This is a genomic window from Pseudomonas sp. SORT22 (assembly GCF_018417635.1).
Classification (GTDB): Bacteria; Pseudomonadota; Gammaproteobacteria; order Pseudomonadales; family Pseudomonadaceae; genus Aquipseudomonas.
Genome location: NZ_CP071007.1, coordinates 5,703,457 through 5,726,490, shown reverse-complemented (window position 1 = coordinate 5,726,490; position 23,034 = coordinate 5,703,457). Strand labels below are relative to the sequence as shown.

At 64.4% G+C, this 23,034-nt stretch carries 20 protein-coding genes; 15 read left to right on the top strand and 5 right to left on the bottom strand.

Annotation, left to right across the window (positions count from 1 at the left end; genetic code table 11):
* Nucleotide 1 precedes the first annotated feature (1 nt).
* Nucleotides 2-2,281, top strand: coding sequence for a phosphoenolpyruvate--protein phosphotransferase (ptsP, locus tag JYG36_RS26220; RefSeq protein WP_045201822.1), 2,280 nt, complete (start codon nt 2-4; stop codon nt 2,279-2,281).
* Between the two features lie 48 nt (nt 2,282-2,329).
* On the opposite strand, the gene JYG36_RS26215 is transcribed toward ptsP, so the two are convergent.
* On the bottom strand, nt 2,330-3,076 hold the full coding sequence (locus tag JYG36_RS26215; RefSeq protein ID WP_213602749.1) for an NRDE family protein: 747 nt from the start codon (nt 3,074-3,076) through the stop codon (nt 2,330-2,332).
* Nucleotides 3,077-3,205: 129 nt separating this feature from the next.
* Here JYG36_RS26215 and JYG36_RS26210 point away from each other — a divergent pair, with 129 nt between their 5' ends.
* From JYG36_RS26210 to JYG36_RS26200, 3 genes are read left to right on the top strand one after another with little or no spacing between them, the layout of a single operon-like run.
* On the top strand, nt 3,206-3,988 hold the full coding sequence (locus JYG36_RS26210) for a sulfite exporter TauE/SafE family protein (RefSeq protein ID WP_045201826.1): 783 nt from the start codon (nt 3,206-3,208) through the stop codon (nt 3,986-3,988).
* Between the two features lie 14 nt (nt 3,989-4,002).
* Entirely contained in the window at nt 4,003-4,812 is an 810-nt protein-coding gene (lgt, locus tag JYG36_RS26205) for a prolipoprotein diacylglyceryl transferase (protein ID WP_045201832.1), read from the top strand.
* 47 nt (nt 4,813-4,859) lie between these two features.
* Nucleotides 4,860-5,831: a thymidylate synthase gene (locus JYG36_RS26200; RefSeq protein ID WP_045201834.1), complete on the top strand. Its 972-nt coding sequence runs from the start codon at nt 4,860-4,862 to the stop codon at nt 5,829-5,831.
* A 99-nt stretch (nt 5,832-5,930) separates the two neighbouring features.
* Here JYG36_RS26200 and cadR read toward each other — a convergent pair whose 3' ends face one another.
* The gene (gene cadR / locus JYG36_RS26195) at nt 5,931-6,374 is read right to left on the bottom strand and encodes a Cd(II)/Pb(II)-responsive transcriptional regulator (RefSeq protein ID WP_045201835.1); all 444 of its coding nucleotides are present in this window, start codon (nt 6,372-6,374) and stop codon (nt 5,931-5,933) included.
* An 82-nt stretch (nt 6,375-6,456) separates the two neighbouring features.
* Here cadR and JYG36_RS26190 point away from each other — a divergent pair, with 82 nt between their 5' ends.
* The 7 genes from JYG36_RS26190 to JYG36_RS26160 all read left to right on the top strand — a co-directional run bounded on the left by JYG36_RS26190 (nt 6,457) and on the right by JYG36_RS26160 (nt 15,333).
* The gene (locus JYG36_RS26190; protein ID WP_213602748.1) at nt 6,457-8,718 is read left to right on the top strand and encodes a heavy metal translocating P-type ATPase; all 2,262 of its coding nucleotides are present in this window, start codon (nt 6,457-6,459) and stop codon (nt 8,716-8,718) included.
* Between the two features lie 7 nt (nt 8,719-8,725).
* The gene (locus JYG36_RS26185) at nt 8,726-9,595 is read left to right on the top strand and encodes a LysR family transcriptional regulator (RefSeq protein ID WP_093377326.1); all 870 of its coding nucleotides are present in this window, start codon (nt 8,726-8,728) and stop codon (nt 9,593-9,595) included.
* 122 nt (nt 9,596-9,717) lie between these two features.
* On the top strand, nt 9,718-10,782 hold the full coding sequence (locus JYG36_RS26180) for a putative 2-aminoethylphosphonate ABC transporter ATP-binding protein (RefSeq protein WP_045201841.1): 1,065 nt from the start codon (nt 9,718-9,720) through the stop codon (nt 10,780-10,782).
* Between the two features lies 1 nt (nt 10,783).
* Nucleotides 10,784-12,508, top strand: coding sequence for a putative 2-aminoethylphosphonate ABC transporter permease subunit (locus JYG36_RS26175; RefSeq protein WP_213602747.1), 1,725 nt, complete (start codon nt 10,784-10,786; stop codon nt 12,506-12,508).
* A 39-nt stretch (nt 12,509-12,547) separates the two neighbouring features.
* A complete protein-coding gene (locus JYG36_RS26170; RefSeq protein ID WP_045201846.1) occupies nt 12,548-13,573 on the top strand; it encodes a putative 2-aminoethylphosphonate ABC transporter substrate-binding protein in 1,026 nt (341 codons plus the stop codon).
* Nucleotides 13,574-13,648: 75 nt separating this feature from the next.
* On the top strand, nt 13,649-14,776 hold the full coding sequence (locus JYG36_RS26165) for a TIGR03364 family FAD-dependent oxidoreductase (RefSeq protein WP_213602746.1): 1,128 nt from the start codon (nt 13,649-13,651) through the stop codon (nt 14,774-14,776).
* Nucleotides 14,777-14,778: 2 nt separating this feature from the next.
* Nucleotides 14,779-15,333 (top strand): phosphonate degradation HD-domain oxygenase, encoded by a 555-nt coding sequence (locus JYG36_RS26160; protein ID WP_045201848.1) that lies wholly within the window; start codon nt 14,779-14,781, stop codon nt 15,331-15,333.
* On the opposite strand, the gene JYG36_RS26155 is transcribed toward JYG36_RS26160, so the two are convergent.
* Nucleotides 15,316-16,680, bottom strand: a complete 1,365-nt coding sequence (locus JYG36_RS26155; protein ID WP_045201852.1) for a GTPase/DUF3482 domain-containing protein — start codon at nt 16,678-16,680, stop codon at nt 15,316-15,318. The genes JYG36_RS26160 and JYG36_RS26155 overlap by 18 nt on opposite strands.
* Nucleotides 16,673-18,064 carry a DUF2868 domain-containing protein gene (locus JYG36_RS26150; protein WP_093377299.1) on the bottom strand — a complete coding sequence of 464 codons (1,392 nt, stop codon included), beginning with the start codon at nt 18,062-18,064 and terminating at the stop codon, nt 16,673-16,675. The genes JYG36_RS26155 and JYG36_RS26150 overlap by 8 nt, the downstream gene beginning before the upstream one ends.
* A gap of 63 nt (nt 18,065-18,127) precedes the next feature.
* Here JYG36_RS26150 and JYG36_RS26145 point away from each other — a divergent pair, with 63 nt between their 5' ends.
* Nucleotides 18,128-18,646: a dihydrofolate reductase gene (locus JYG36_RS26145; RefSeq protein ID WP_213602745.1), complete on the top strand. Its 519-nt coding sequence runs from the start codon at nt 18,128-18,130 to the stop codon at nt 18,644-18,646.
* Nucleotides 18,647-18,686: 40 nt separating this feature from the next.
* On the opposite strand, the gene JYG36_RS26140 is transcribed toward JYG36_RS26145, so the two are convergent.
* Nucleotides 18,687-20,078: an L-cystine transporter gene (locus JYG36_RS26140; protein WP_045201857.1), complete on the bottom strand. Its 1,392-nt coding sequence runs from the start codon at nt 20,076-20,078 to the stop codon at nt 18,687-18,689.
* Between the two features lie 240 nt (nt 20,079-20,318).
* Here JYG36_RS26140 and JYG36_RS26135 point away from each other — a divergent pair, with 240 nt between their 5' ends.
* The 3 genes from JYG36_RS26135 (at nt 20,319) to JYG36_RS26125 (ending at nt 22,962) form a co-directional block, all read left to right on the top strand.
* Entirely contained in the window at nt 20,319-21,374 is a 1,056-nt protein-coding gene (locus JYG36_RS26135; RefSeq protein WP_093377290.1) for an HAD family hydrolase, read from the top strand.
* 80 nt (nt 21,375-21,454) lie between these two features.
* Nucleotides 21,455-21,988 (top strand): RNA polymerase sigma factor, encoded by a 534-nt coding sequence (locus JYG36_RS26130; RefSeq protein ID WP_093377285.1) that lies wholly within the window; start codon nt 21,455-21,457, stop codon nt 21,986-21,988.
* Between the two features lie 29 nt (nt 21,989-22,017).
* Nucleotides 22,018-22,962, top strand: a complete 945-nt coding sequence (locus tag JYG36_RS26125; RefSeq protein ID WP_093377281.1) for a FecR family protein — start codon at nt 22,018-22,020, stop codon at nt 22,960-22,962.
* Nucleotides 22,963-23,034: the final 72 nt, after the last annotated feature.

Sequence of the window (23,034 nt, the reverse complement as noted above, 5' to 3'; positions counted from 1 at the left end):
CATGCTCAATACGCTGCGCAAGATCGTCCAGGAAGTTAACTCCGCCAAGGATCTCAAGACGGCGTTGGGGATCATTGTGTTGCGCGTAAAAGAGGCCATGGGCAGTCAGGTCTGCTCCGTCTACCTGCTCGACCCCGAGACCAACCGCTTCGTGCTGATGGCCACCGAGGGCCTGAACAAGCGCTCGATCGGCAAGGTCAGCATGGCCCCCAACGAGGGCCTGGTGGGCCTGGTCGGCACGCGCGAAGAGCCGCTGAACCTGGAAAACGCCGCCGACCACCCGCGTTATCGCTACTTTGCTGAAACCGGCGAGGAGCGCTTTGCTTCCTTTCTCGGTGCGCCGATCATCCACCACCGTCGCGTGGTCGGGGTGTTGGTCATCCAGCAAAAGGAGCGGCGCCAGTTCGACGAGGGCGAAGAAGCCTTCCTGGTGACCATGAGCGCGCAGCTGGCCGGGGTTATCGCCCATGCCGAGGCCACCGGTTCGATCCGTGGCCTGGGCCGTCAGGGCAAGGGTATCCAGGAGGCCAAGTTCGTCGGTGTGCCCGGTTCACCCGGCGCTGCGGTGGGCAAGGCGGTGGTCATGTTGCCACCGGCCGACCTCGATGTGGTGCCGGACAAGACCGTTGATGACATCGACGCCGAACTGAAACTGTTCAACAACGCCCTGGAAGGGGTGCGCGAAGACATGCGCAACCTCTCCGCCAAACTCGCCACCCAGTTGCGCCCGGAAGAGCGCGCGCTGTTCGACGTCTACCTGATGATGCTCGAAGACGCGGCCCTGGGCGGTGAAGTGGTGCAGGTGATCAAGACCGGCCAATGGGCCCAGGGCGCGCTGCGCCAGGTGGTCGGCGAGCACGTCAATCGCTTCGAACTGATGGACGACGCCTACCTGCGCGAGAGGGCTTCGGACGTGAAGGATCTGGGCCGGCGACTGCTGGCCTACCTGCAGGAGGCCCGTCAGCTGTCGTTGGTCTATCCCGACAACACCATTCTCATCAGCGAAGAACTCACCCCGGCGATGCTCGGCGAAGTGCCGGAAGGCAAGCTCGTCGGCCTGGTCTCGGTACTGGGCTCGGGCAACTCCCACGTTGCCATCCTGGCCCGGGCCATGGGCATTCCGACCGTCATGGGCCTGGTCGACCTGCCGTATTCCAAGGTCGACGGCATCGACATGATCGTCGATGGCTACAAGGGCGAGGTCTACACCAACCCCAGCGAAGTGCTGCGCAAGCAGTACGCCGAAGTCGTCGAAGAAGAACGCCAGCTGGCCCAGGGCCTTGACGCCCTGCGCGAACTGCCTTGCGTGACCCTCGATGGCCACCGCATGCCGCTGTGGGTCAACACCGGGCTGCTTGCCGATGTCGCTCGCGCCCAGCAGCGTGGCGCCGAAGGCGTCGGCCTGTACCGCACCGAAGTGCCGTTCATGATCAACCAGCGCTTCCCCAGTGAGAAGGAGCAGCTGGCGATCTATCGCGAGCAACTGGCGGCCTTCCACCCGCTGCCGGTGACCATGCGCAGCCTGGATATCGGCGGCGACAAGGCGCTGTCGTACTTCCCGATCAAGGAAGACAACCCGTTCCTCGGCTGGCGCGGTATTCGCGTCACCCTCGACCACCCGGAAATCTTCCTGGTGCAGACCCGCGCCATGCTCAAGGCCAGTGAAGGCCTGAACAACCTGCGCATTCTGCTGCCGATGATTTCCGGTATTCACGAACTCGAAGAAGCCCTGCACCTGATCCACCGGGCCTGGGGCGAAGTGCGCGACGAAGGCACCGACGTGCCGATGCCGCCGGTGGGGGTGATGATCGAAATCCCTGCGGCGGTGTACCAGACCCGCGAGCTGGCGCGCCAGGTGGACTTCCTCTCGGTCGGCTCAAACGACCTGACCCAGTATTTGCTGGCGGTCGACCGCAACAACCCGCGCGTCGCCGACCTCTATGACTACCTGCACCCGGCGGTGCTCCAGGCCCTGCAGAACGTGGTGCGCGATGCCCACGCCGAAGGTAAGCCGGTGAGCATCTGCGGCGAGATGGCCGGTGACCCGGCGGCGGCGGTGCTGCTGATGGCCATGGGTTTCGACAGCCTGTCGATGAACGCTACCAACCTGCCCAAGGTGAAGTGGATGTTGCGTCAGGTCAGCATGAGCAAGTCCAAGGAACTGCTGGCCCAGGCCATGGGCATCGACAACCCGCAAGTTATCCACAGCTCGCTGCAGCTGGCCCTGAAGAACCTGGGCCTGGCGCGGATGATCGGGCCAGGAGTGGGCAAGCCTTTGTGAGGTTTGGGGGCTGCTTTGCAGCCCATCGCTGGCTTGCCAGCGATAGCGTCAGACCTGCAAACACACCTCCCCCAGATGCCCGCCAAGCGGCCCAAAACTGCGCTCCACTAAATGTCGCCGGCCATCGGCCTCGACAATCAGCACGGTACTGGCCCGGGTCCCGTAGTTCTGGCTGGCAATAAACACGCTCGACAATAACCGCTCGGTACCCAGGCCGACGCCGGTCTCTGGCAGCTCGCTGTCTGCCGCCGGCAGGTTATCCCCAAGTAAGTCCAGCAAGCGCTGCGGCTGTGGATCGGCCAGTTGCAATTGCAAGCCCGCACGCGCCTTGACCAGCTTTGGCCAGGGCGTATCCAGGCCGGCGTTGGACAACCCGTAAACCCCGGCGCCCAGCAGCTGCGGCGTGGCTTGCCGGGCATTCAGGTAACCCAGTTGCGTGCTGTCGGCGACCAGCAGGTTGAACCCCGAATATTGCTGGCTGCGGCTGGCCACCTGATCCAGGTAAGCCTCAACCCCAAGCTCCCCGCGCAAAAACGCCGCCACCAGCTCGCCGCGCGAGCGCGTGCCCTGGGGTTGCTGCGGGTCGCGGATATTGGTCAGCGCGGCAAAGCGGCCGTTGGGGCCGACCCCCAGCCAGGTGCCGCCGGCTTCCAGGTCGCGCCCGGCGTAAACCCCGGGCGCATCTTCCCAGGCCCCCAGTACGCGGCTGGGGCGGGCGTAGAACTCATCACGGTTGGCCGCGACGATCAGCGGCTGGGCATGCCCAGGCCGCCAGGCAAAGACGATCAGACACATAGGTGGACCTCTGTGTTTTTGCCCACTCTACCGATAGCGTCCGACGCGATCCATCGACTTAATGTGTCTTCACTAGAGCCGCAGGCCTACCTTCCGTTACCATGCCGGACTGAATTTACGGGGGCGACAATGGAATTCGTGCTCTATCTGGCGCTGGGCGCCTGCGCAGGCGTGCTGGCCGGGCTGTTTGGGGTTGGTGGCGGCATTATCATCGTGCCGGTGCTGGTGTTCAGTTTCACCCTGCAAGGCTTCGACGCGTCGGTGCTGACCCACCTGGCGGTGGGCACCTCGCTGGCGACCATTGTCTTCACCTCGGTCAATGCCATCCGCGAGCACCACCGCAAGGGCGCGGTGCAGTGGCCGATCTTTGTCTGGATGACCCTGGGGATCCTGGTCGGTGCGGGTATCGGTGCCAAGACCGCCTCGGCCATTCAGGGGCCAATGCTGCAAAAGATCATCGGCGTGTTCGCTCTGGTGATCGCCGCGCAGATGGCCCTCGACCTCAAACCCAAGGCCAGCCGCGGCATCCCTGGCAAGCCCGGGCTGACCCTCGCCGGCAGCGTGATCGGCTGGGCCTCGGCGATCTTCGGCATTGGCGGCGGTTCGTTGACCGTGCCGTTCCTGACCTGGCGCAGCCTGCCGATGCAGCAGGCGGTGGCAACCTCGTCGGCCTGCGGCTTTCCGATTGCGGTGGCCAGCGCCCTGAGTTTCATCTGGCTCGGCTGGCACGACCCGCACCTGCCCGCCCATAGCCTGGGTTTTGTGTACCTGCCGGCGTTGCTGGGGATTGCCCTGACCAGCATGTTTTTCGCCCGCTTCGGCGCGCGCCTGGCACATAAACTGTCGCCACGCCTGCTCAAGCGGCTGTTCGCCGCGCTGCTGTTTTGCGTCGGCCTTAGCTTTTTGCTTTAACGAGAGGAGTCACCATGCTGCCTTATCCGCAGATAGATCCAGTAGCCCTTGACCTGAAATGGATCAAAATCCATTGGTACGGTCTGATGTACCTGGTCGGCATCGGCGGCGCCTGGCTGCTGGCCTCGCGTCGCCTGAACCGCTTCGACCCGACCTGGAGCCGCGAAAAACTCTCGGACCTGGTGTTCTGGCTGTCCATGGGCGTAATTGTCGGCGGGCGGTTGGGCTACGTGCTGTTTTATGACCTGCACGCCTACCTGGCCAACCCGACCTTGATTCTCGAAGTGTGGAAGGGCGGCATGTCGTTCCACGGCGGCTTTATCGGCGTGATGCTCGCCGCCTTGTGGTTCGGCAAGCGCAACAACAAGTCGTTCTTCGAGTTGATGGACTTCGTTGCGCCACTGGTACCGATCGGCCTTGGTGCGGGGCGTATCGGCAACTTCATCAACGCCGAGTTGTGGGGCAAGGCCACTGATGTGCCGTGGGCGATGGTCTTCCCGCCGTTCAGCGACCCGGCGCAGTTGCCGCGTCACCCGTCGCAGCTGTACCAGTTCGCCCTGGAAGGTGTGGCATTATTCCTGATCCTTTGGCTGTACTCGCGCAAACCGCGCCCGACCATGGCCGTTTCCGGCATGTTCGCGCTGTTCTACGGTATTTTCCGTTTCATCGTAGAGTTCGTGCGGGTACCCGATGCCCAGCTTGGCTACATCGCCTTCGGCTGGTTGACCATGGGTCAGTTGCTCTGCGTGCCGATGATTGTCGGTGGCATCTTCCTGATCTGGTGGGCCTACAACCGCAAACCCACGGTCAAGGCCGCCGTTTGAATTTCCACGGCAGGGCGATCCCCTGCCGTCTTTGCTACAGGTAAGCCATGAAACAGTATCTAGATCTGGTCCGCGACGTCATCGAAAACGGCACCCTCCAAGGTAACCGTACCGGTATCCGCACCATCAGCCTGCCTGGCGCCATGCTGCGCTTCGACCTGCAGAAGGGCTTCCCGGCCATCACCACCCGCAAGCTGGCGTTCAAGTCGGCCATCGGCGAGATGGTCGGCTTCCTGCGTGGCGTGAAGAACGCCGGCGAGTTCCGTGAGCTGGGCTGCAAGGTCTGGGACCAGAACGCCAACGAAAACGCCCAGTGGCTGGCCAACCCGTTTCGCCAGGGCCATGACGACCTTGGCGAGATCTACGGCGTGCAATGGCGCCAGTGGCCGGCCTACAAGCGCATCCCGCTGAGCAACCCGGCGGCCATCGAACTGGCCAAGAGCCAGGGCTTCCAGCAGATCGCCCAGGCCGAGGAAGACGGCGAAGCCTTCGTGGTGCTGTACAAGGCCATCGACCAGATCCGCCAGTGCATCGACACCATCCACAACGACCCGGGCAGCCGGCGCATCCTGTTCCACGGCTGGAACTGCGCCCAGCTCGACGAAATGGCCCTGCCGCCGTGCCACCTGCTGTACCAGTTCCACCCGAATGTCGAGACCAGGGAAATTTCCCTGACCCTCTACATCCGCTCCAACGACCTGGGCCTGGGCACGCCGTTCAACCTCACCGAAGGCGCCGCACTGCTGTCGCTGATGGGCCGCCTGACCGGCTACACGCCGCGTTGGTTCACCTATTTCATCGGTGATGCGCATGTCTACGAAAACCACCTGGACATGCTGGGCGAACAGCTCAAGCGCGAGCCGCTGGCTGCGCCGAAGCTGGTGATCAGTGATCGCGTGCCGGAATTCGCCAAGACTGGCGTGTACGAGCCAGAGTGGCTAGAGAAGATCGAACCGAGCGACTTCAGCCTCGAAGGCTACGAGCACCACGCGCCAATGACGGCGCCGATGGCGGTCTGATCCTGTAGGAGCGGGCTTGACCCGCGATGCGGTCTGTCAGTCACATCGCATCGCGGGGCAAGTCGGGTCGCCGCACCGCCGCTCCTACAGGTACCTTAATCAGTGCCCGTGGCTTCTGCCCACATGTGAATGCTCCGCCTCTGGCGCCGTTACTGCGCCATTGACCTCAAGATGCTGCAGGATCGAGCACTGGACCTCCTTGGGATGGCAGTGCTGACGCAGTTCCAGCAGTTGCGCCTGCAGTGCCTGCAGTCCATCGATGCGCGCCTTGACGTGCTGGATGTGCTCGTCGATCAACGCATTGACGCTTTCGCACTGGTCATCCGGGCTGTCGCGCAGGTGCAGCAGGCTGCGGATTTCTTCCAGGGTCATGTCGAGGGTGCGGCAGTTGCGGATGAAGGTCAGGCGCTCGACGTGGGCCTGGGTGTACATCCGGTAGTTGCCTTCGCTGCGCGCCGGCTCCGGCAGCAGGTTTTCCCGCTCGTAGTAACGGATGGTTTCCACCGCGCAATCGGTGGCCTTGGCCAGTTCTCCGATCTTCATCTGCAAATACCTCGACAAGTGGCTTGACCCTATAGTGGCTACAGGGTGTTCACTTGGCAACAGGACATTTAAGGATGAACCCATGAATCAGCCTGTCAGCCACACCCCCGGTAAAGCTCCTCACGATCATGACCACAGCCATGATCACGCCAGGCATGAACATGCCGAGCACGCCCACAGCTGCTGTTCCCACGACGCCGCACCGGCGCTGGTGCAACTGAGCGAGGCGAGCAGCGCCGGTGCGCGCCTGAGCCGCTTTCGCATCGAGGCCATGGATTGCCCGACCGAACAGACCCTGATCCAGAACAAACTGGGCAAGCTGGCCGGGGTCGAGCAGCTGGAATTCAACCTGATCAACCGCATCCTCGGCGTGCGCCACACCCATGCCGACACTGTCGCCATCGAGCAGGCGGTCGCCTCGTTGGGTATGCAGGCCGACCCGTTGAGCGAGGCCAGCGAAGAAGCTGGCGCTGCGCCTGCGCCGGTGAAAAAACACTGGTGGCCGCTGGCGTTGGCCGGTGTTGCGGCACTGGGCGCCGAAGCAATCCACTTTGCCGAGCTAGCGCCGTCCTGGGTAGTGGCCCTGGTCGCCCTGGTGTCGATCCTCAGTTGCGGTCTGGGCACCTACAAAAAGGGCTGGATCGCCCTGAAGAACGGCAACCTCAACATCAACGCACTGATGAGCATCGCCGTGACCGGCGCGGTGCTGATCGGCCAGTGGCCGGAAGCGGCCATGGTCATGTTCCTCTTCACCGTCGCCGAGCTTATCGAAGCGCGCTCGCTGGACCGCGCGCGCAACGCCATCGGCGGTCTGATGCAGTTGAGCCCGGACCTTGCCACCGTGCAGCAAGCCGATGGCCAGTGGCGTGAGCTGGACGTCAAGCAGGTCGCCCTCGGTGATCTGGTGCGCGTGCGTCCCGGCGAACGCATCGGCCTGGACGGCGAGGTGGTCAGCGGCCAGTCGAGCATCGACCAGGCACCGATCACCGGCGAGAGCCTGCCGGTAGAGAAGGGCCCCGGTGACAAAGTGTTCGCCGGCACCATCAACCAGGCCGGGGCGTTGGAGTACCGGGTGACGGCAGCGGCCGGGCAATCGACCCTGGCGCGGATCATCAAGGCCGTGGAAGAAGCCCAGGGCGCGCGGGCGCCGACCCAGCGCTTCGTCGACCAGTTCTCGCGCATCTACACCCCGGCGGTGTTTGCCTTCGCACTGGCGGTGGCGGTGATTCCGCCGCTGTTCATGGCTGGCGCCTGGTTCGACTGGATCTACCGCGCGCTGGTGTTGCTGGTGGTGGCCTGCCCCTGTGCCTTGGTGATTTCCACCCCGGTGACTATCGTCAGCGGCCTGGCCGCGGCGGCGCGCAAAGGCATCCTGGTCAAGGGCGGGGTGTACCTGGAGGGCGGGCGCAAACTCGACTTCCTGGCCCTGGACAAAACCGGCACCATCACCCATGGCAAGCCGGTGCAAACCGACCATGAAGTGCTCGAACCGCTGTTCGAAGGCCGCGCCCAGGCGCTGGCGGCAAGCCTTGCCGATCGTTCCGACCACCCGGTATCGCGCGCCATTGCCGTGTTCGCCACTGAGCAGCAACTGCCCCTGAGCGAGGTCACGGCCTTTGAAGCCCTGGCAGGTCGCGGTGTGCGTGGCGAGATCGACGGTGAGCTGTATCACCTCGGTAACCATCGCCTGGTCGAGGAGCTGGGCCTGTGCTCGGCACAGCTCGAAGCCCGGCTCGATACCCTGGAGCGGCAGGGCAAGACCGTCGTGCTGCTGCTCGACAAGTCCGGCCCGCTGGCGCTGTTCGCCGTCGCCGACACGGTCAAGGACAGCAGCCGCGAGGCAATTGCCGAGCTGCATGAGCTGGGTATCAAGACTGTCATGCTGACCGGCGACAATCCGCACACGGCCCAGGCGATTGCCGCCCAGGTCGGGATCGACCAGGCCCATGGCAACCTGCTGCCGGCCGACAAGCTCAAGACCATCGAGGACCTGTACGCCCAGGGCCATCGGGTCGGCATGGTCGGCGACGGTATCAACGATGCGCCGGCACTGGCCCGCGCCGAGATCGGCTTTGCCATGGCCGCGGCCGGTACCGACACCGCCATCGAGACCGCCGACGTGGCATTGATGGATGATGACTTGCGCAAAATCCCGGCCTTCGTCAGGCTCTCGCGCCAGAGTGCGGCGATCCTGACTCAGAACATTGTTCTGGCGCTGGGGATCAAGGCGATCTTCCTGGCGGTCACCTTCGCCGGCATGGCAACCATGTGGATGGCGGTGTTTGCCGACATGGGCGTGAGTTTGCTGGTGGTCTTCAACGGCCTGCGCCTGCTGCGTAAATAGAGGATCTATGTTGAGTTCCGAGTTGAAAGCCTTCTACATGGTTGCCCGCCTGGGCAGCATTACCCTGGCGGCGAAGAAACTCGGGCTCAGCCAACCGACGGTAACCACGCAGATCCGCAACCTCGAAAGCCAGTACGCGGTGGAGCTGTTCTACCGTGGCGGTCGCCGCCTGACCCTCAGTGACGACGGCACGCGGCTGCTGCCGATGGTCAAGGCGCTGCTGCAGCAGGAGGCCGATATCGAGTTCTTCCTGCGCAACAGTGGCCAGGGTCAGGGCAGTTTGCGTATCGCTGCCACGGCGCCGTACTACATCCTCGACCTGGTGAAGATCTTCCGCGAGCGCTTGCCGCAGGTGGAGGTGTCGGTGGAGATCGGCAACTCCCAGCAGGTGCTGGAATTGCTCGAGGACTACCGGGTCGATCTGGCCGCCTCATCGCAACTGGTCGAGGATGCACGGCTGGTGCGGCGGGTGCTGGGTACCGATCCGCTGGTAGTGGCGGTGCATCGCAACCATGTGCTGGCCAGCCGCGAATCGCTGCCGCTGTCGGCGCTGGCCGGGCATTGCCTGCTGGTGCGTGAGCAGGGCTCGACCACGCGCAAGCTGACCGAGCAGATGCTTGAAGCGGCGGGGGTGAAGGTCGGCTCGCTGCTGGAGATCGGCAGTCGCGAGTCGATTCGCGAGGCGGTGCTGCGCAATATCGGCATCAGCATCATTGCCCGCCATGAAGTGCCGCATAACCCCGAGCTGCGGGTGCTGAGCCTGGAGGGCGCGCCGCTGATGCATGAGTATCTGTATTGCTTGAAGGAGCGGCGCCAGGCGCGGTTGCCGGCGGCGTTTCTGGGGTTGGCTCAGGAAGTGGCGGCGGTCGAGGTGTAGGAGCGGGATTTGCATCACACCAAAATCTGCCTATACCACTATCGGCAACTTTTGCCTCTGCGCCACAGAACCTTCGCATTGCCCGCCTAGCATGGCCCTCATTCGTTCGATGAGGTCCTGCCATGAACACTCCGGTCGCAAACCCTGGCGCACAGATGAAAGTGCGCGGTATCCACAAGCGCTTCGGCGCCTTTACCGCCCTGCACGATGTTTCCCTCGACGTCGCCGCCGGTGAGCTGGTGTGCCTGCTGGGCCCCTCCGGTTGTGGCAAGACCACCCTGCTGCGCTGCATCGCCGGCCTCGAGCGCCAGGATCGCGGCACCCTGTACATCGGCGACCGTGATATCTCCGAGCTACCGCCCCAGGCCCGCGACTACGGCATTCTGTTCCAGTCCTATGCGCTGTTCCCCAACCTGACCGTCGAAGCCAATATCGCTTACGGCCTGGCCGGCAGCGGTCGTGACGAAGTGCGTCAGCGGGTGGCGCAGATGCTTGAGCTGGTGGGCCTGAGCGGCAGCGAGAAGAAGTACCCCGGCCAGCTTTCCGGCGGCCAGCAACAGCGCGTGGCCCTGGCTCGAGCCCTGGCCCCGGCACCGTCGTTGCTGCTGCTCGACGAGCCGATGTCGGCCCTCGACGCCCGGGTGCGCGAACACCTGTGCAGCGAATTGCGCCAACTGCAACGCCAGCTCGGCATCACCACCCTGATGGTCACCCACAACCAGGACGAAGCCATGTTGATGGCCGACCGTATCGCGGTGATGAACAACGGCCAGGTCGAGCAGTACGCCACCCCGCAGGAAATCTACGACAAGCCGGCCACGCCGTTCGTTGCCGAGTTCGTTGGCCAGGGTAACTGGCTGCCGTTCCAGCGCCACAGCGACAGCCATGCCCAGGTCGGTGCGCTGAACATGCGCCTGGCCGATGGCGCCAGCCAGGCCCGCAGCGGTCGGCTGTTCTGCCGCCCGGAAGCGATCAGCGTCAACCCGCCGGTGCATGAAGAGAACCTGTTCCCGGCGCGGGTGCGCGAGATCACCTTCCTCGGCAATCGCTGCCGCATGAGTTTCGAATTCAATGAATTGCCAGGCCATGCCCTGCTTGCCGAAGTCGCCCCCGAGTCGATGCCGCGCCTGGGCTCCCAGGACATCTGGGTCGCCTTGCCGCCGCGCAGCCTGCAGGTGTTTGCCTGAGATGGCCGCGCCAATCGCCATGCCGATCGCGCACGCGAAGGCAACCCGGCGCGCCGGTGTTTCGCTGGGTGATCGACTGTTCGTGGTCGGCGGCAAATGGTTGCTGCTGCTTTTGCTCACCGTCGCGGTATTGATGCCGCTGCTGGCGATCTTCTGGCGCGGTTTCAGCAGCGATGCCGGCCAGGGCGGCGGCCTGGTCGCTGCTCGCGAACTGTTTGCCAGCGCCAACTTTCACTGGCTGCTGGGCAATAGCCTGAAGGTCTCGCTCAGCGTTGCGGCCATTGTGGTGCCGCTGGCCTACCTGTTCGCCTACGCTCTGCAGCGTACACTGATTCCGGCCAAGGGCCTGTGGCGCGGCATTTCGCTGCTGCCATTGCTGGCGCCGTCGATGCTCCCGGCCATTGCCCTGGTCTATCTGTTCGGCAACCAGGGGCTGCTGCGCGGGCTGCTCAGCGACAATATCTACGGCTTCTGGGGCATTGTCCTCGGCGAGGCGATCTACACCTTCCCGCATGCGCTGATGATCCTGCTGTCGGCGCTGTCGCTGGCCGATGCGCGCTTGTTCGACGCCGCCTCGAGCATGGGCGCCGGGCCTTGGCGGGCGTTTCACAGCATCACCTGGCCAGCCACCCGGCAGGCGGTGTTCGCCGCCTTCTGCCTGGTGTTCACCCTGACCATCACCGACTTCGGTGTGCCGGTGGTAGTCGGTGGCGACTACCAGGTGCTGGCGCTGGAAGCCTACAAGGCCGTGGTCGGCCAGCAGCAGTTCGGCCGTGGTGCCTTGATCGGTATGGTCCTGCTGGTGCCGGCGCTGCTCAGCTTTGCCGTCGATGCCTGGCTGCGCCGCCGTCAGGGCGATTCGATGAGTGGCCGGGCGCAGGTGTTCCAGCCACAGCCGTCGCGGCGTCGCGATGCCTGCTTCATGGCCGTGGTCATCCTGATTTGCGCGGTGCTGTTGCTGGTGGTGGGCATGGCGGTGTACTCATCGCTGGTCAAGTTCTGGCCTTACAACCTGTCGCTGTCGCTCAAGCACTACCAGTTCGACGAAACCGCCGGTGGCGGCTGGCTGGCCTACCGCAACAGCCTGACCATGGCCCTGGGCACGGCGCTGATCGGTAGCGCGGTGATTTTCACCGGCGCCTACCTGATGGAAAAAACCAAGGGCCAGCGCAGCTTGAACCTGCTGCTGCGCCTGCTCAGCTTCGTGCCGATGGCGGTGCCGGGCCTGGTGCTGGGCCTTGGCTACGTGTTCTTCTTCAACCTCAGCAGCAACCCGCTGCATGTGTTCTACGGCAGCATGGCGCTGCTGGTGGTGTGCACCATTGCTCACTACCTGACCACCGCCAACATGACCGCGACCACTGCCCTGCGCCAGCTCGATGGCGAGTTCGAGGCTGCCGCGCTGTCGCTCAAGGCACCGCTGTACCGGCACTTCATGCGGGTCACCGTGCCGATCTGCCTGCCGGCATTGCTCGACATCATTCGCTACCTGTTCGTCTCGGCGATGACCACGGTGTCGGCGGCGATCTTCCTCTACAGCCCCGACACCATCCTTGCCGCGGTCGCCGTGCTGAACATGGATGATGCCGGCAACGTCGGCGGCGCCGCAGCGATGTCGACCCTGATCCTGATTACCAGCGCCACCGTTTCGCTGCTCCTGGCCTGGGCCTCGCGCGGCCTGTTGCAACGCTCCCAAGCCTGGCGCCAGCGCGCGCCGGGTCACTGATTGCCTCTCCCAACCTGTACTGTTCAAAGGAACCGCATCATGTTCAAGCCACTTGCTCTTGCCGCTGCCGTCCTCACTGCATTCAGCGTGCAGGCCTTTGCCGCCGATACCCAACTGACGGTGTACACCGCGCTCGAAGCCGAACAGCTCAAGAGTTACAAGCAGGCCTTCGAAAAGGCCAACCCGGACATCGAAATCAAGTGGGTGCGTGATTCCACCGGCATCATCACTGCCAAGCTGCTGGCCGAAAAAGACCGCCCGCAAGCCGATGCCGTGTGGGGCCTGGCGGCATCGAGCCTGGCAATCCTCGACCAGCAGGGCATGCTGCAAAGCTATGCACCGAAAGACCTCGGCAAGATCGGCGCCAACTACCGCGATGCCGCCAATCCGCCGGCCTGGGTGGGCATGGACGTCTGGGCCGCGACCATCTGCTTCAACACCGTCGAGGCCGAGAAGCAGGGCCTGAGCAAGCCGCTGAGCTGGCAGGACCTGACCAAGCCTGAGTACAAGGGCAAGATCGTCATGCCTAACCCGGCGTCTTCCGGCACCGGTTTCCTCGATGTCAGCGCCTGGTTGCAGACCTTCGGCGAGAAGCAGGGCTGGGCGTACATGGACGGGCTGCACCAGAACATCGGCCAGTATGTTCACTCTGGCTCCAAGCCGTGCAAGCTGGCTGCTGCTGGCGAATTCCCGATCGGCATCTCGTTCGAATACCCAGCCGTGCAGCTCAAGCGCCAGGGTGCGCCGCTGGACATCGTCCTGCCGAAGGAAGGCCTGGGCTGGGAGATCGAAGCCACCGCGGTGATCAAGGGCAGCCAGCATGAAGACGCGGCCAAGCGCCTGGCCGACTTCTCGGCGAGCCCGGCGGCCATGGAGCTGTACAAGGAAAACTTCGCCGTCCTGGCCCAGCCGGGCATCGCCAAGCCGCAGACCGAACTGCCGGCCGACTACGAACAGCGCCTGATCAAGAACGACTTCGCCTGGGCTTCGAAGAACCGCGACAACATCCTCGCCGAATGGCGCAAGCGCTATGACGGCAAGTCGGAGAAGGTCGCGCAGCAGTAACCGCATCGCGGGGCAAGCCCGCTCCTACTGTAGGAGCGGGCTTGCCCCGCGATAGCATTCTTCAAGGAACCTCAGATGACCGATCTACTCATCGTCGGCGCCGGCATCCTCGGCCTGTCCCATGCCTACGCCGCTGCCCGGCGTGGGCTCAAAGTGCGGGTCTTCGAGCGCAGCGCGACGCCCCTGGGCGCTTCGGTGCGCAACTTCGGCCAGGCCCTGGTAACCGGCCAGCCACCCGGCCAGATGCTCGAACTGGCCAAGGCCAGCAGTGGTATCTGGAAGCACTGGGCGCAGCAGGCCGGCTTCGAGCTCAAGGCCAATGGCTCGCTGTTGTTTGCCCGCACTGCGCTGGAGCTGGAACTGCTCGAAGCCTTCTGTGCCGAGCGCGCGCCACAACATGATTACCAGGTGGAACTGCTCAGCGGCGCCGCCTTGAACGACCTGTACGGCGGCCAGTTCCGCCACCACCGCGCGGCCTTGCGTGGCTTGCAAGACCAGCAGTTGTATTCCCGCGAAGCGCTGCCGAGCCTGATCCGCTTCTTGCAGCAGGAACTGGATGTAGCGTTTCACTTTTCAACCTTGGTACGTGCTATCGAACCTGGTCGCGTATCGACCACGGCGGGGGACTTCAGCGCCAGACAGATCGTGGTCTGCTCCGGCCACGACTACCAGACCCTGCTCGCCGAACCCATCGCCGCCCTGCAACCGCAGGTTTGCCGTCTGCAGATGCTGCGCGCCCGGCCGCGCTTCAAGCTCGACCTGCAGCACGCCTTGCTGACCGGCCTGAGCTGTGTGCACTACGGCGCCTTCGCCGACCTGCCGCAGGCCCAGGTGCTGAAAGCGCAACTGCAGGCCAACAGCCCGCACCTGCTGGAGCATGGCATCCACCTGCTGATCAGCCCGACGCCCCATGGCGAGCTGATCATCGGCGACTCCCATGCCTATGGCAGCGATGCTTCACCGTTCAACGCCGAGCAGGTCGACAACTGGATGATCGAGCTGGCCGAGCAGACCCTGGGCGGGCGCATCGAGGTGGCCGAACGCTGGCAGGGCGTCTATGGTTCAGGCGGGCCGGGGCCGTTTTCCTTGCTGCAGGTGGCGCCGGGTATCAGTGCTGCGCTGATGCACAGCGGCGTCGGCATGAGCGTCGGCCCGGCCCTGGCCGAGCAACATATCGCCCGTTTGCTGGAGGAGAGTGACTGATCATGGTTAGTGCCGAACAGATTGTCAGCGAGGTCTTCGCCTTGTATCAGCAGCATGGCAATGAGGACTACATCGGCGAGCCGGTTTCGCAGCTCGAGCATATGTCCCAGGCGGCGCAGCTGGCGTTGGCCGAGGGCTATGACGACGAGGTGGTACTGGCGGCGTTCTTCCATGACATCGGCCATATCTGTGGCAGCGCCGAAGGCGACATGGGCGGCTATGGCGTGGTCAGCCATGAGCGTGTTGGCGCCAACTACCTGCGCCGCTGCGGCTTCAGCGAGCGTTTGGCCAGGCTGGTGGAGTACCACGTCGAGGCCAAGCGCTACCTGACCTTGCGCCAGCCGGGTTATTACCAACGCCTGAGTGAGGCCAGCCGGCGCACTCTGGAGTACCAGGGCGGGGTGATGAGCGAGGCCGAGGCCGATGCCTTCGAGCAAGACCCACTGTGTGCGGTGAGCCTGCGCATGCGCCAGTGGGATGAGCTGGCCAAGGAGATGGATGTGCCGGTGATTGACCTGCAACTGCTCAAGGGCAAGGCGCTAAAGCTCCTGCACTAGCGCATCTATCTGCTCCTGGCGCTCGGCCTGATTCACTTTCGCCCCGGGATTGAGCGACGACCACTGCGGATGCGCCCGGGCCTTGCCCAGCGCTTGCGGCAGCTTGCCTTCGCGCCAGGTCTGCTCTTGTGGCGCCGCCAGCTTGATCCGCTCCAGCGCCGCATGGCCACGGGCATCCAGGGCGTGAATCAGCTGATGCTGACGCAACGCCAGCAGGCGCAACACACTGTCGTCCACCGTCAACTCGCGCTGGCCCTTGAGTTTGCCGAGCAGGCGCGAGCCGTAGCTGCGGGCAGTCTGTAGTGCCCCGCCGGCTATCGCCCCGGCCAGCGCCGCGGCACCGAGGGTCAGGCCGCCGACCAGCAAATCGACCCCGGCCCCGGCCGCCGCACCGGCTGCCACGCCACTGCCCAGGCGTACACCGAGCAGCTTGAGGGTTTCCGGGTTGAACAGGTCATCGCCCCAGCGCCCGTCGAGCAAAGGCAGGTCGCTGCTGGCGGCGTCTTCCTTGCGAAACGCATAGAGCTTGAGCAGCGCTTCGACGCAGCGTTGCTCGCGCTGGCGCACATCGCGGCGCAGGGCTTCGATGGCCACGGCTTCGGCGCCAGGCTCGGCGACCACACTGCGCCGGCAAGCGGCGCAGTCGAGCAGCAGGTCGGCGACCAGGCGCTTGGCGCTTTCACGCCGGGCCTGGCGCTGGGCCTGCTGATCGTCGATCAGGCGTTGCAGCGCTGGTCGTGAGTGCTCCAGCATCAACGCCAGGCTTTCGTACAGGCGGCGCTCGCCGTCTTCTGGCGGGGCGACGCTGTCGAAGCGCACCAGCGCATGCAGCCCCAGGCGCGCCAGGGCTTCGCGCCAGTCAGCTTCGCGATGGTCGCTACTGGCGACGAAGTTGAGCACCGGTAGCAACGGCCTGCCGCAGCCGGCCAGCACTTGCAGTTCGTCGCGGTACTTGGCCAACACCGGCTCGCGGGCATCGATCACATACAGGCCGGCATCGCTGGCCAGCAGTTGGCGCAGCACCTTGGCCTCCTGCTCGAAACGCTGGCGCGCCTCGCTACCCTGCAGAAAGCGCTCCAGCCGTGCCGGGCCATCGAGGCGTTCGCCCGGCCGTTCCAGGCGCTCAAGGTAGTCGAGCAGGGCGATGGCGTCTTCCAGCCCCGGGGTGTCGTAGAGTTCGAGCAACGGCTCGCCGTCCACCGACAGGCGTGCGCCCTCGACATGACGGGTGGTGCTCGGCCGATGCGAGACCTCGCCGAAGCCGACATCGCGGGTCAGGGTGCGCAGCAGCGAGGTCTTGCCAACGTTGGTGTGGCCGACCACGGCCAGTTTCAGCGGCTTAGTCATGGCCATGCTCCAGCCAGTTCAGCGGGGCGCTGTCGGCGTAGCTCAAACCCAGCTGTTCCAGGGCCTGATGCCAGTCGCCCAGGCGTTCAGCGTCCAGCGCCTGACCGGGCATTGCCTGCAGCAGCCAGATGCGCGTGGCCCCGGCATTGCGCGCAAGCTCGGCGAGTAGCGCCAGGCTGCCGCGGTCGGGCGAGCGGCGCGGGTCGCAGGCAATCGCCAGGCGCGCTGGCGGAAAACGGCTGAGCTGTTCCAGCAGTTTGTTGCGCGACTCGCGGCTATCGAGGATACCGGCGTTGCTCACCGTTGCCGGCAGGGTAGGTGGCCACGGGCGTTTGTCGTCCAGCTCCAGGCCGACCAGCAGGGCGCCTTCGCTGTGTTCTTCACCAACGCCACGCACGATCTGCGGCAAGGCATCAGGCGCGGCGTCGTTGACGCCCAGGCGTTCGCTGCTGGGCATCAGCACATCGCGCAGCTGGCTGTAGCCGGGCAGCTTGAGGTCCAGTTGCAGGCGTGCCCGGCCACTGCGCCAGCGCCACAGGCACAGGGCGGCAAGCAGCAGGCGCGGAACGATACCGTATACCAGCAGCACGCCGAGCAGCCAGCCGGCCCAGGCCTGGCGGGCCAGCTCAAGTGCCGGTTGCGTGTCGCCGCTGGCGCGGATCATGGCCACGTCCGGCACGCTGAAGCCGAGTAATGCGGGCAGGGCGCCAAGGGCCTGGGTCAGGGCGACGAAGGTGTCGGCGCCGAGAATGGTGGTTTCCCAGACGAAGCCGTAACGTCGGGTGGCCAGCAGCATCAGCAGCATCAACAGCGCAGCGCTCAAGGCCAGCAGCCACAGGCTGTGCACCAACAGGCCGAGCAGCCAGCGATTGAGTTTTTGTCGCTGCAGCATCACCAGCAGGGCGGGGGCCAGGTGTGCGGCCTGGGCATCGCGGGCGAATTTTTCGCTCAGCCACAGCCACAGGCGACCAAGGCTGGCGCCCTGTTCACCGGCCAGAAAAAAGCCCAGCAGCCAGCCCAGCAACAGCAGCAGGTTCAACCCGAGCAGGCTGCCCAGGGCCCAGAACACGTTGACCGGGCGCAGGCTGTCGCCGAGGGCGGCCAGGGCCAGGCCGGCGCCGCTGAGCACGGCCAGTACCACCAGGGCTGCCAGCGCCAGGCGAGCGCCTTGTTTCCAGTGTTGCAGGGCGCTGCGCATGCCGTCGCGTTCGGCCAGCCACAGGGCGCGGCTTTCGATGCGCGCCGGCAGGTCGCCGCCTGCCTGGCGGGCGCGGCGGTTGGCTTCCTGGTCTTCCAAGGGGCCTGCATGTTCTTCGCGCAGGCGCACGGCTTCGGTGAGCCAGCGTTTGTCCAGGTCAGTCAGTGCAGTCACACGGTCTTCCATTGATCAAGTCAGCCCAAAGCATAACCCAGGCATCGAAGATCGGGCTTTGCTATCCTCGCCGGCATGAAAACATCACTCCCCCTCAGCCTGATCGCGGCCCTCGCCGAGAACCGCGTGATCGGCATCGACAACAGCATGCCCTGGCACTTGCCGGGGGATTTCAAGTATTTCAAGGCCACCACCCTGGGCAAGCCGATCATCATGGGGCGCAAGACCTGGGATTCGCTGGGTCGCCCACTGCCGGGGCGCCTGAACCTGGTGGTCAGCCGCCAGCCGGGCTTGCAGCTCGAAGGTGCCGAAGTGTTCGCCTCGCTGGAGGCTGCCATTGAGCGTGCCGAGCAGTGGGCACTGGCGCAGGGCGTCGACGAGCTGATGCTGATCGGCGGCGCGCAGCTGTATACCCAGGCCATCGAGCGCGGCCTGGCGGATCGCCTGTACCTGACCCGGGTTGAGCTCAGCCCGCAAGGGGATGCGTGGTTTCCTGAGTTTGATCCGGCGCAGTGGAAGCTGGCGTCGACTCAGGCCAATCCGGCTGAGGGTGACAAGCCGGCGTATCACTTCGAGGTCTGGGAAAAGGCCTGAAATGCATCGCGGGGCAAGTTGTGGCCCCGCGATGAGGTCGTCAGGAGTGCGTCAGCTGCGCATGTTCCTGCGCATCCAGCACCGACTTGTCGGTCTGTTTGAGCATCTGGCTGGTAATCGCCCCGGCCGTCATTGAGCCGTTGACGTTCAGCGCCGTGCGGCCCATGTCGATCAGCGGCTCGACCGAGATCAGCAAGGCCACCAGCTCCACCGGCAAGCCCATGGCCGGCAATACGATCAGCGCCGCGAACGTCGCACCGCCGCCGACACCGGCAACACCTGCCGAGCTCAGGGTGACGATCGCCACCAGGGTGGCAATCCACAGCGGGTCAAACGGATCGATGCCCACCGCTGGCGCCACCATCACCGCCAACATTGCCGGGTACAGGCCGGCACAGCCGTTCTGGCCAATGGTTGCGCCAAATGACGCGGCAAAGCTTGCGATCGACTGCGGAATACCCAGGCGCAGGGTTTGCGCCTCGATGCTCAGCGGGATGCTGGCGGCGCTGGAGCGGCTGGTGAAGGCGAAGGTCAGTACCGGCCAGACCTTGCGGAAGAAGCGCAGCGGGTTGACGCCGCTCATCGCCAGCAGCACGCCGTGTACCACGAACATCAGGCCCAGGCCGATGTACGAGACCACCACGAAGCTGCCGAGCTTGAGGATGTCGTCGAGGTTCGAGCTGGCCACTACCTTGGTCATCAACGCCAGCACGCCGTAGGGGGTGAGCTTCATCACCAGGCGCACCAGGCGCATCACCCAGGCTTGCAGGGTGTCGATGGCGGCCAGGGCGCGGTTGCCCTTCTCGGCGTCATCCTTGAGCAACTGCAGGGCGGCCATGCCGAGGAACACGGCAAAGATCACCACGCTGATGATCGAGGTCGGCTTGGCCCGGGCCAGGTCGCCTACCGGGTTGCTGGGGATGAACGACAGCAGCAATTGCGGGATGTTCAGGTCGGTGACCTTGCCCACGTAGTCGCTCTGGATCGCCGCCATGCGCGCGGTTTCGGCGGTACCGGCCACCAGGCCTTCGGCGGTCAGGCCAAACAGGTTGGTCAGCACGATACCGATCAGCGCGGCGATGGCCGTGGTGAACAGCAGCGTGCCGATGGTCAGGAAGCTGATCTTGCCCAGCGACGAAGCATTGTGCAGGCGCGCCACGGCACTGAGGATCGAGGCGAAGATCAGCGGCATGACGATCATCTGCAGCAACTGCACGTAGCCGTTGCCGACCAGGTCGAGCCAACTGATGGTGGCCTTGAGGACCGGGTTGCCGGCGCCGTAAATGGCATGCAGGGCAGCGCCAAACAGCACGCCGAGGACCAGGCCGACCAGCACTTTCTTGGCCAGGCTCCAGTTGCCATGACGGGTTTGCGCCAGGCCTAGTAGCAAGGCCAGGAACGCCAGCAGATTGAGAGACAACGGCAGATTCATTGAAGCTCCAGGAAAAAAGGCGGGGCATCGCCTCTGTGTGCGATTGCGAACAGAAATGCTAACAGCATGAAAACCAACGAATTTATATCGAAATGGAATTTCGATAGTCGTTTTTGGAATAACGCCAGGTCGCAAACAGAATGCTCGTGGCCGCTCAGGGGCGTGTCGGTGTCGCTGTCGGGTCGGTGCGCATTGCAGGCTTTGCTAGCGTGGGCGGGCCACTTTTCTGGAGAAAAGCACATGACGTCTGCCCCGAAAATCCTCGCCGCCGGCCTCGCCCTGTTGCTTACCGGGCACAGCTGGGCCACCGAGCTCAAGCACTGGCCGGCCGAGGCTGCCAAGCAACTGGACAGCATGATCGCGGCCAATGCCAATAAGGGCAACTATGCGGTCTTCGACATGGACAACACCAGCTACCGCTTCGACCTCGAAGAATCGCTGCTGCCGTTCATGGAGAACAAGGGCCTGCTCAGCCGCGACAAACTCGACCCGTCGCTCAAGCTCATCCCCTTCAAAGACACCGCCGAGCACAAGGAGAGCCTGTTCAGCTACTACTATCGGCTCTGCGAAATCGACGACATGGTCTGCTACCCCTGGGTCGCCCAGGTGTTTTCCGGTTTTACCCTCAAGGAGCTCAAGGGCTATGTCGACGAGCTGATGGCCTCGGGCAAGCCGGTGCCGAGCACCTATTACGAGGGTGATCAGGTCAAGCCCATCGAGGTGCAACCGCCGAAAGTGTTCGCCGGCCAGGCCGAGCTGTTCAACAAGCTGATGGAGAACGGCATTGAGGTCTACGTGATCAGCGCCGCCTCCGAAGAGCTGGTGCGCATGGTCGCTGCCGACCCCAAGTACGGCTACAACGTCAAACCGCAGAACGTGATCGGCGTCAGTTTGCTGCTCAAGGACCGCAACAGCGGCGCCCTGACCACCGCGCGCAAGCAGATCAGCGCCGGCAGCTATGACCCGCAGGCCAACATGGGCCTTGAGCTGACCCCGTATCTGTGGACCCCGGCCACCTGGATGGCCGGCAAGCAGGCGGCCATCCTCACCTATATCGACGAATGGAAGAAGCCGGTGCTGGTCGGTGGCGATACTCCGACCAGTGACGGCTACATGCAGTTTCATAGCGTCGACGTGGCCAAGGGCGGCATCCACCTGTGGATAAACCGTAAGGCCAAGTACATGGACCAGCTCAACGGCATGATCGCCAAGCATGCCGCGGCGCAGGCCAAGGAAGGCTTGCCGGTGACGGCGGACAAGAACTGGGTGATCGTTACGCCGGAGCAGATTCAGTAAGCAAAATAGATATCAATTGCGAATTCATCTCATCTTCTGCTAGCGTGCGCGCACCTTGAGGTCCATCGCCAGGAAGTACCGTGTCTTCGTGGAATACGCAGATTGCCCGCCTGTTTGCCGAGCACAAGAAAGCGCTGGAAGCCTTTGTTGCGCGCCGCACGGGCAATTCGCAGGTGGCAGCCGACCTGACCCAGGAGTCTTTCCTGCGCCTGGCGCGGCTGCCTGCCGACAAGAAGATCGACAACCTGCCGGCCTTTCTTTTCACCATTGCCAGCAACCTGATCCGTGACCACCAGCGCCAGGCCATCCGCCGCGAGCGCCTGGACGGCGGTGAGCCCAGCGACGAGCTGGCCTGCGAAACGCCCGGGGCCGACGAGCAACTCTCGGCGCTGCAGGAACAAGCGCTGATGCACGAGGCCATTCAGGCCCTGCCCGAGGCGACCCGGCATATCTTCCTGCTTTATCATGTCGACGAATGTTCCTACCGGGAAATTGGCGAGCGGCTGCAGATTTCCCCGCGTAGTGTCGAATACCAATTGCGCCGTGCGCTGATCGACTGCCGGGCCTTTATCAAGGCGCGCTTGCTCAGTGGCACGCCGGGGCCGCGTCCATGAACCGGCCATTTGCAGTGACGGATACCCCGATGACCGACCCTCACGCCACGGATGCCGACGACCTGTTCGCCGAAGCCAGTGGCTGGTACTACCGCCTGCAGGCCGACGACGTCACGCCCGCAGAACGTGAGGCCTTCAGCGCCTGGCTGGGCCAGGGCCCGGAACAGGCCCAGGCCTGGGACGAGGTGCTTGGCCTGCTCGGGGCCCTGCGTGAGCCGGCACGGCAACTGCGTCAGGCCCAGCGCGCGCGTTGGCGCCGACCGCGGCTGCAGCTCTGGGCGAGTGCCGCGGCGGTATTGCTGATGGTCGCTTTACTGGTGAATAGCCCCTGGCCGGACCGCTGGCGTGCCGACTACGCCACCGCCACTGGCGAGTCGCGCAGCATTGCCTTGGCGGACGGTTCGCAACTGCAGCTCAACACCGACACGGCCGTGCAGGTCGAATTGGCAGGTGGCGAGCGGCGGGTGCGGCTGCTGCGTGGCGAGGCGTGGTTCGAGGTCAGCCATGATCCGGCGCGGCCATTCGTGATTCGCTCCGGCGATGGCTGGGTGAAGGTGGTGGGCACGCGTTTCAGCGTCGCCCGGGAAGGTGACCAGACCCGAGTGCGGGTTGCCCAGGGCAAGGTCCAGGTCGGTGCCGACAGCCATCAGTCGGTGCTGCTGGAGCCTGGTCGCGCCGTCGAGTATCGCGGCACACAACTGGGTTCAGCACATGCTTTCGATGTGGCCGCCGAGTTCGCCTGGCGCCAACGCCAGCTGGTGTTCCGCGAACAGCCGCTGGTCGAAGTGGTCGATGCCCTCAACCGCTACTGGCCGGGGCAGACCCTGGTGCTGGGCGAGGGCCTGCGCCAGCGCAAGGTCTCGGGGGTGTTCGAGATCGACAAGCCCGAGGCGGTGCTCAAGGCCCTGACCCACACCCTGGGCCTGCGCGCCGAGCATTACACCCCGTATCTGCGGGTGTTGCGTGAGGGCTGAAAAATTTCTTACGAAAGTTTCAGGGTTTCCCCAGTAGCTGACGTCCTTGATCTCGTAGGCGCAAATAATAAG

Bases quoted from the DNA above. Each gene is read 5' to 3' on its own strand.
- ptsP (WP_045201822.1), top strand. From the start codon at position 2: ATGCTCAATACGCTGCGCAAGATCGTCCAGGAAGTTAACTCCGCCAAG.
- JYG36_RS26215 (WP_213602749.1), bottom strand. From the start codon at position 3,076: ATGTGTCTGATCGTCTTTGCCTGGCGGCCTGGGCATGCCCAGCCGCTG.
- JYG36_RS26210 (WP_045201826.1), top strand. From the start codon at position 3,206: ATGGAATTCGTGCTCTATCTGGCGCTGGGCGCCTGCGCAGGCGTGCTG.
- lgt (WP_045201832.1), top strand. From the start codon at position 4,003: ATGCTGCCTTATCCGCAGATAGATCCAGTAGCCCTTGACCTGAAATGG.
- JYG36_RS26200 (WP_045201834.1), top strand. From the start codon at position 4,860: ATGAAACAGTATCTAGATCTGGTCCGCGACGTCATCGAAAACGGCACC.
- cadR (WP_045201835.1), bottom strand. From the start codon at position 6,374: ATGAAGATCGGAGAACTGGCCAAGGCCACCGATTGCGCGGTGGAAACC.
- JYG36_RS26190 (WP_213602748.1), top strand. From the start codon at position 6,457: ATGAATCAGCCTGTCAGCCACACCCCCGGTAAAGCTCCTCACGATCAT.
- JYG36_RS26185 (WP_093377326.1), top strand. From the start codon at position 8,726: ATGTTGAGTTCCGAGTTGAAAGCCTTCTACATGGTTGCCCGCCTGGGC.
- JYG36_RS26180 (WP_045201841.1), top strand. From the start codon at position 9,718: ATGAACACTCCGGTCGCAAACCCTGGCGCACAGATGAAAGTGCGCGGT.
- JYG36_RS26175 (WP_213602747.1), top strand. From the start codon at position 10,784: ATGGCCGCGCCAATCGCCATGCCGATCGCGCACGCGAAGGCAACCCGG.
- JYG36_RS26170 (WP_045201846.1), top strand. From the start codon at position 12,548: ATGTTCAAGCCACTTGCTCTTGCCGCTGCCGTCCTCACTGCATTCAGC.
- JYG36_RS26165 (WP_213602746.1), top strand. From the start codon at position 13,649: ATGACCGATCTACTCATCGTCGGCGCCGGCATCCTCGGCCTGTCCCAT.
- JYG36_RS26160 (WP_045201848.1), top strand. From the start codon at position 14,779: ATGGTTAGTGCCGAACAGATTGTCAGCGAGGTCTTCGCCTTGTATCAG.
- JYG36_RS26155 (WP_045201852.1), bottom strand. From the start codon at position 16,680: ATGACTAAGCCGCTGAAACTGGCCGTGGTCGGCCACACCAACGTTGGC.
- JYG36_RS26150 (WP_093377299.1), bottom strand. From the start codon at position 18,064: ATGGAAGACCGTGTGACTGCACTGACTGACCTGGACAAACGCTGGCTC.
- JYG36_RS26145 (WP_213602745.1), top strand. From the start codon at position 18,128: ATGAAAACATCACTCCCCCTCAGCCTGATCGCGGCCCTCGCCGAGAAC.
- JYG36_RS26140 (WP_045201857.1), bottom strand. From the start codon at position 20,078: ATGAATCTGCCGTTGTCTCTCAATCTGCTGGCGTTCCTGGCCTTGCTA.
- JYG36_RS26135 (WP_093377290.1), top strand. From the start codon at position 20,319: ATGACGTCTGCCCCGAAAATCCTCGCCGCCGGCCTCGCCCTGTTGCTT.
- JYG36_RS26125 (WP_093377281.1), top strand. From the start codon at position 22,018: ATGACCGACCCTCACGCCACGGATGCCGACGACCTGTTCGCCGAAGCC.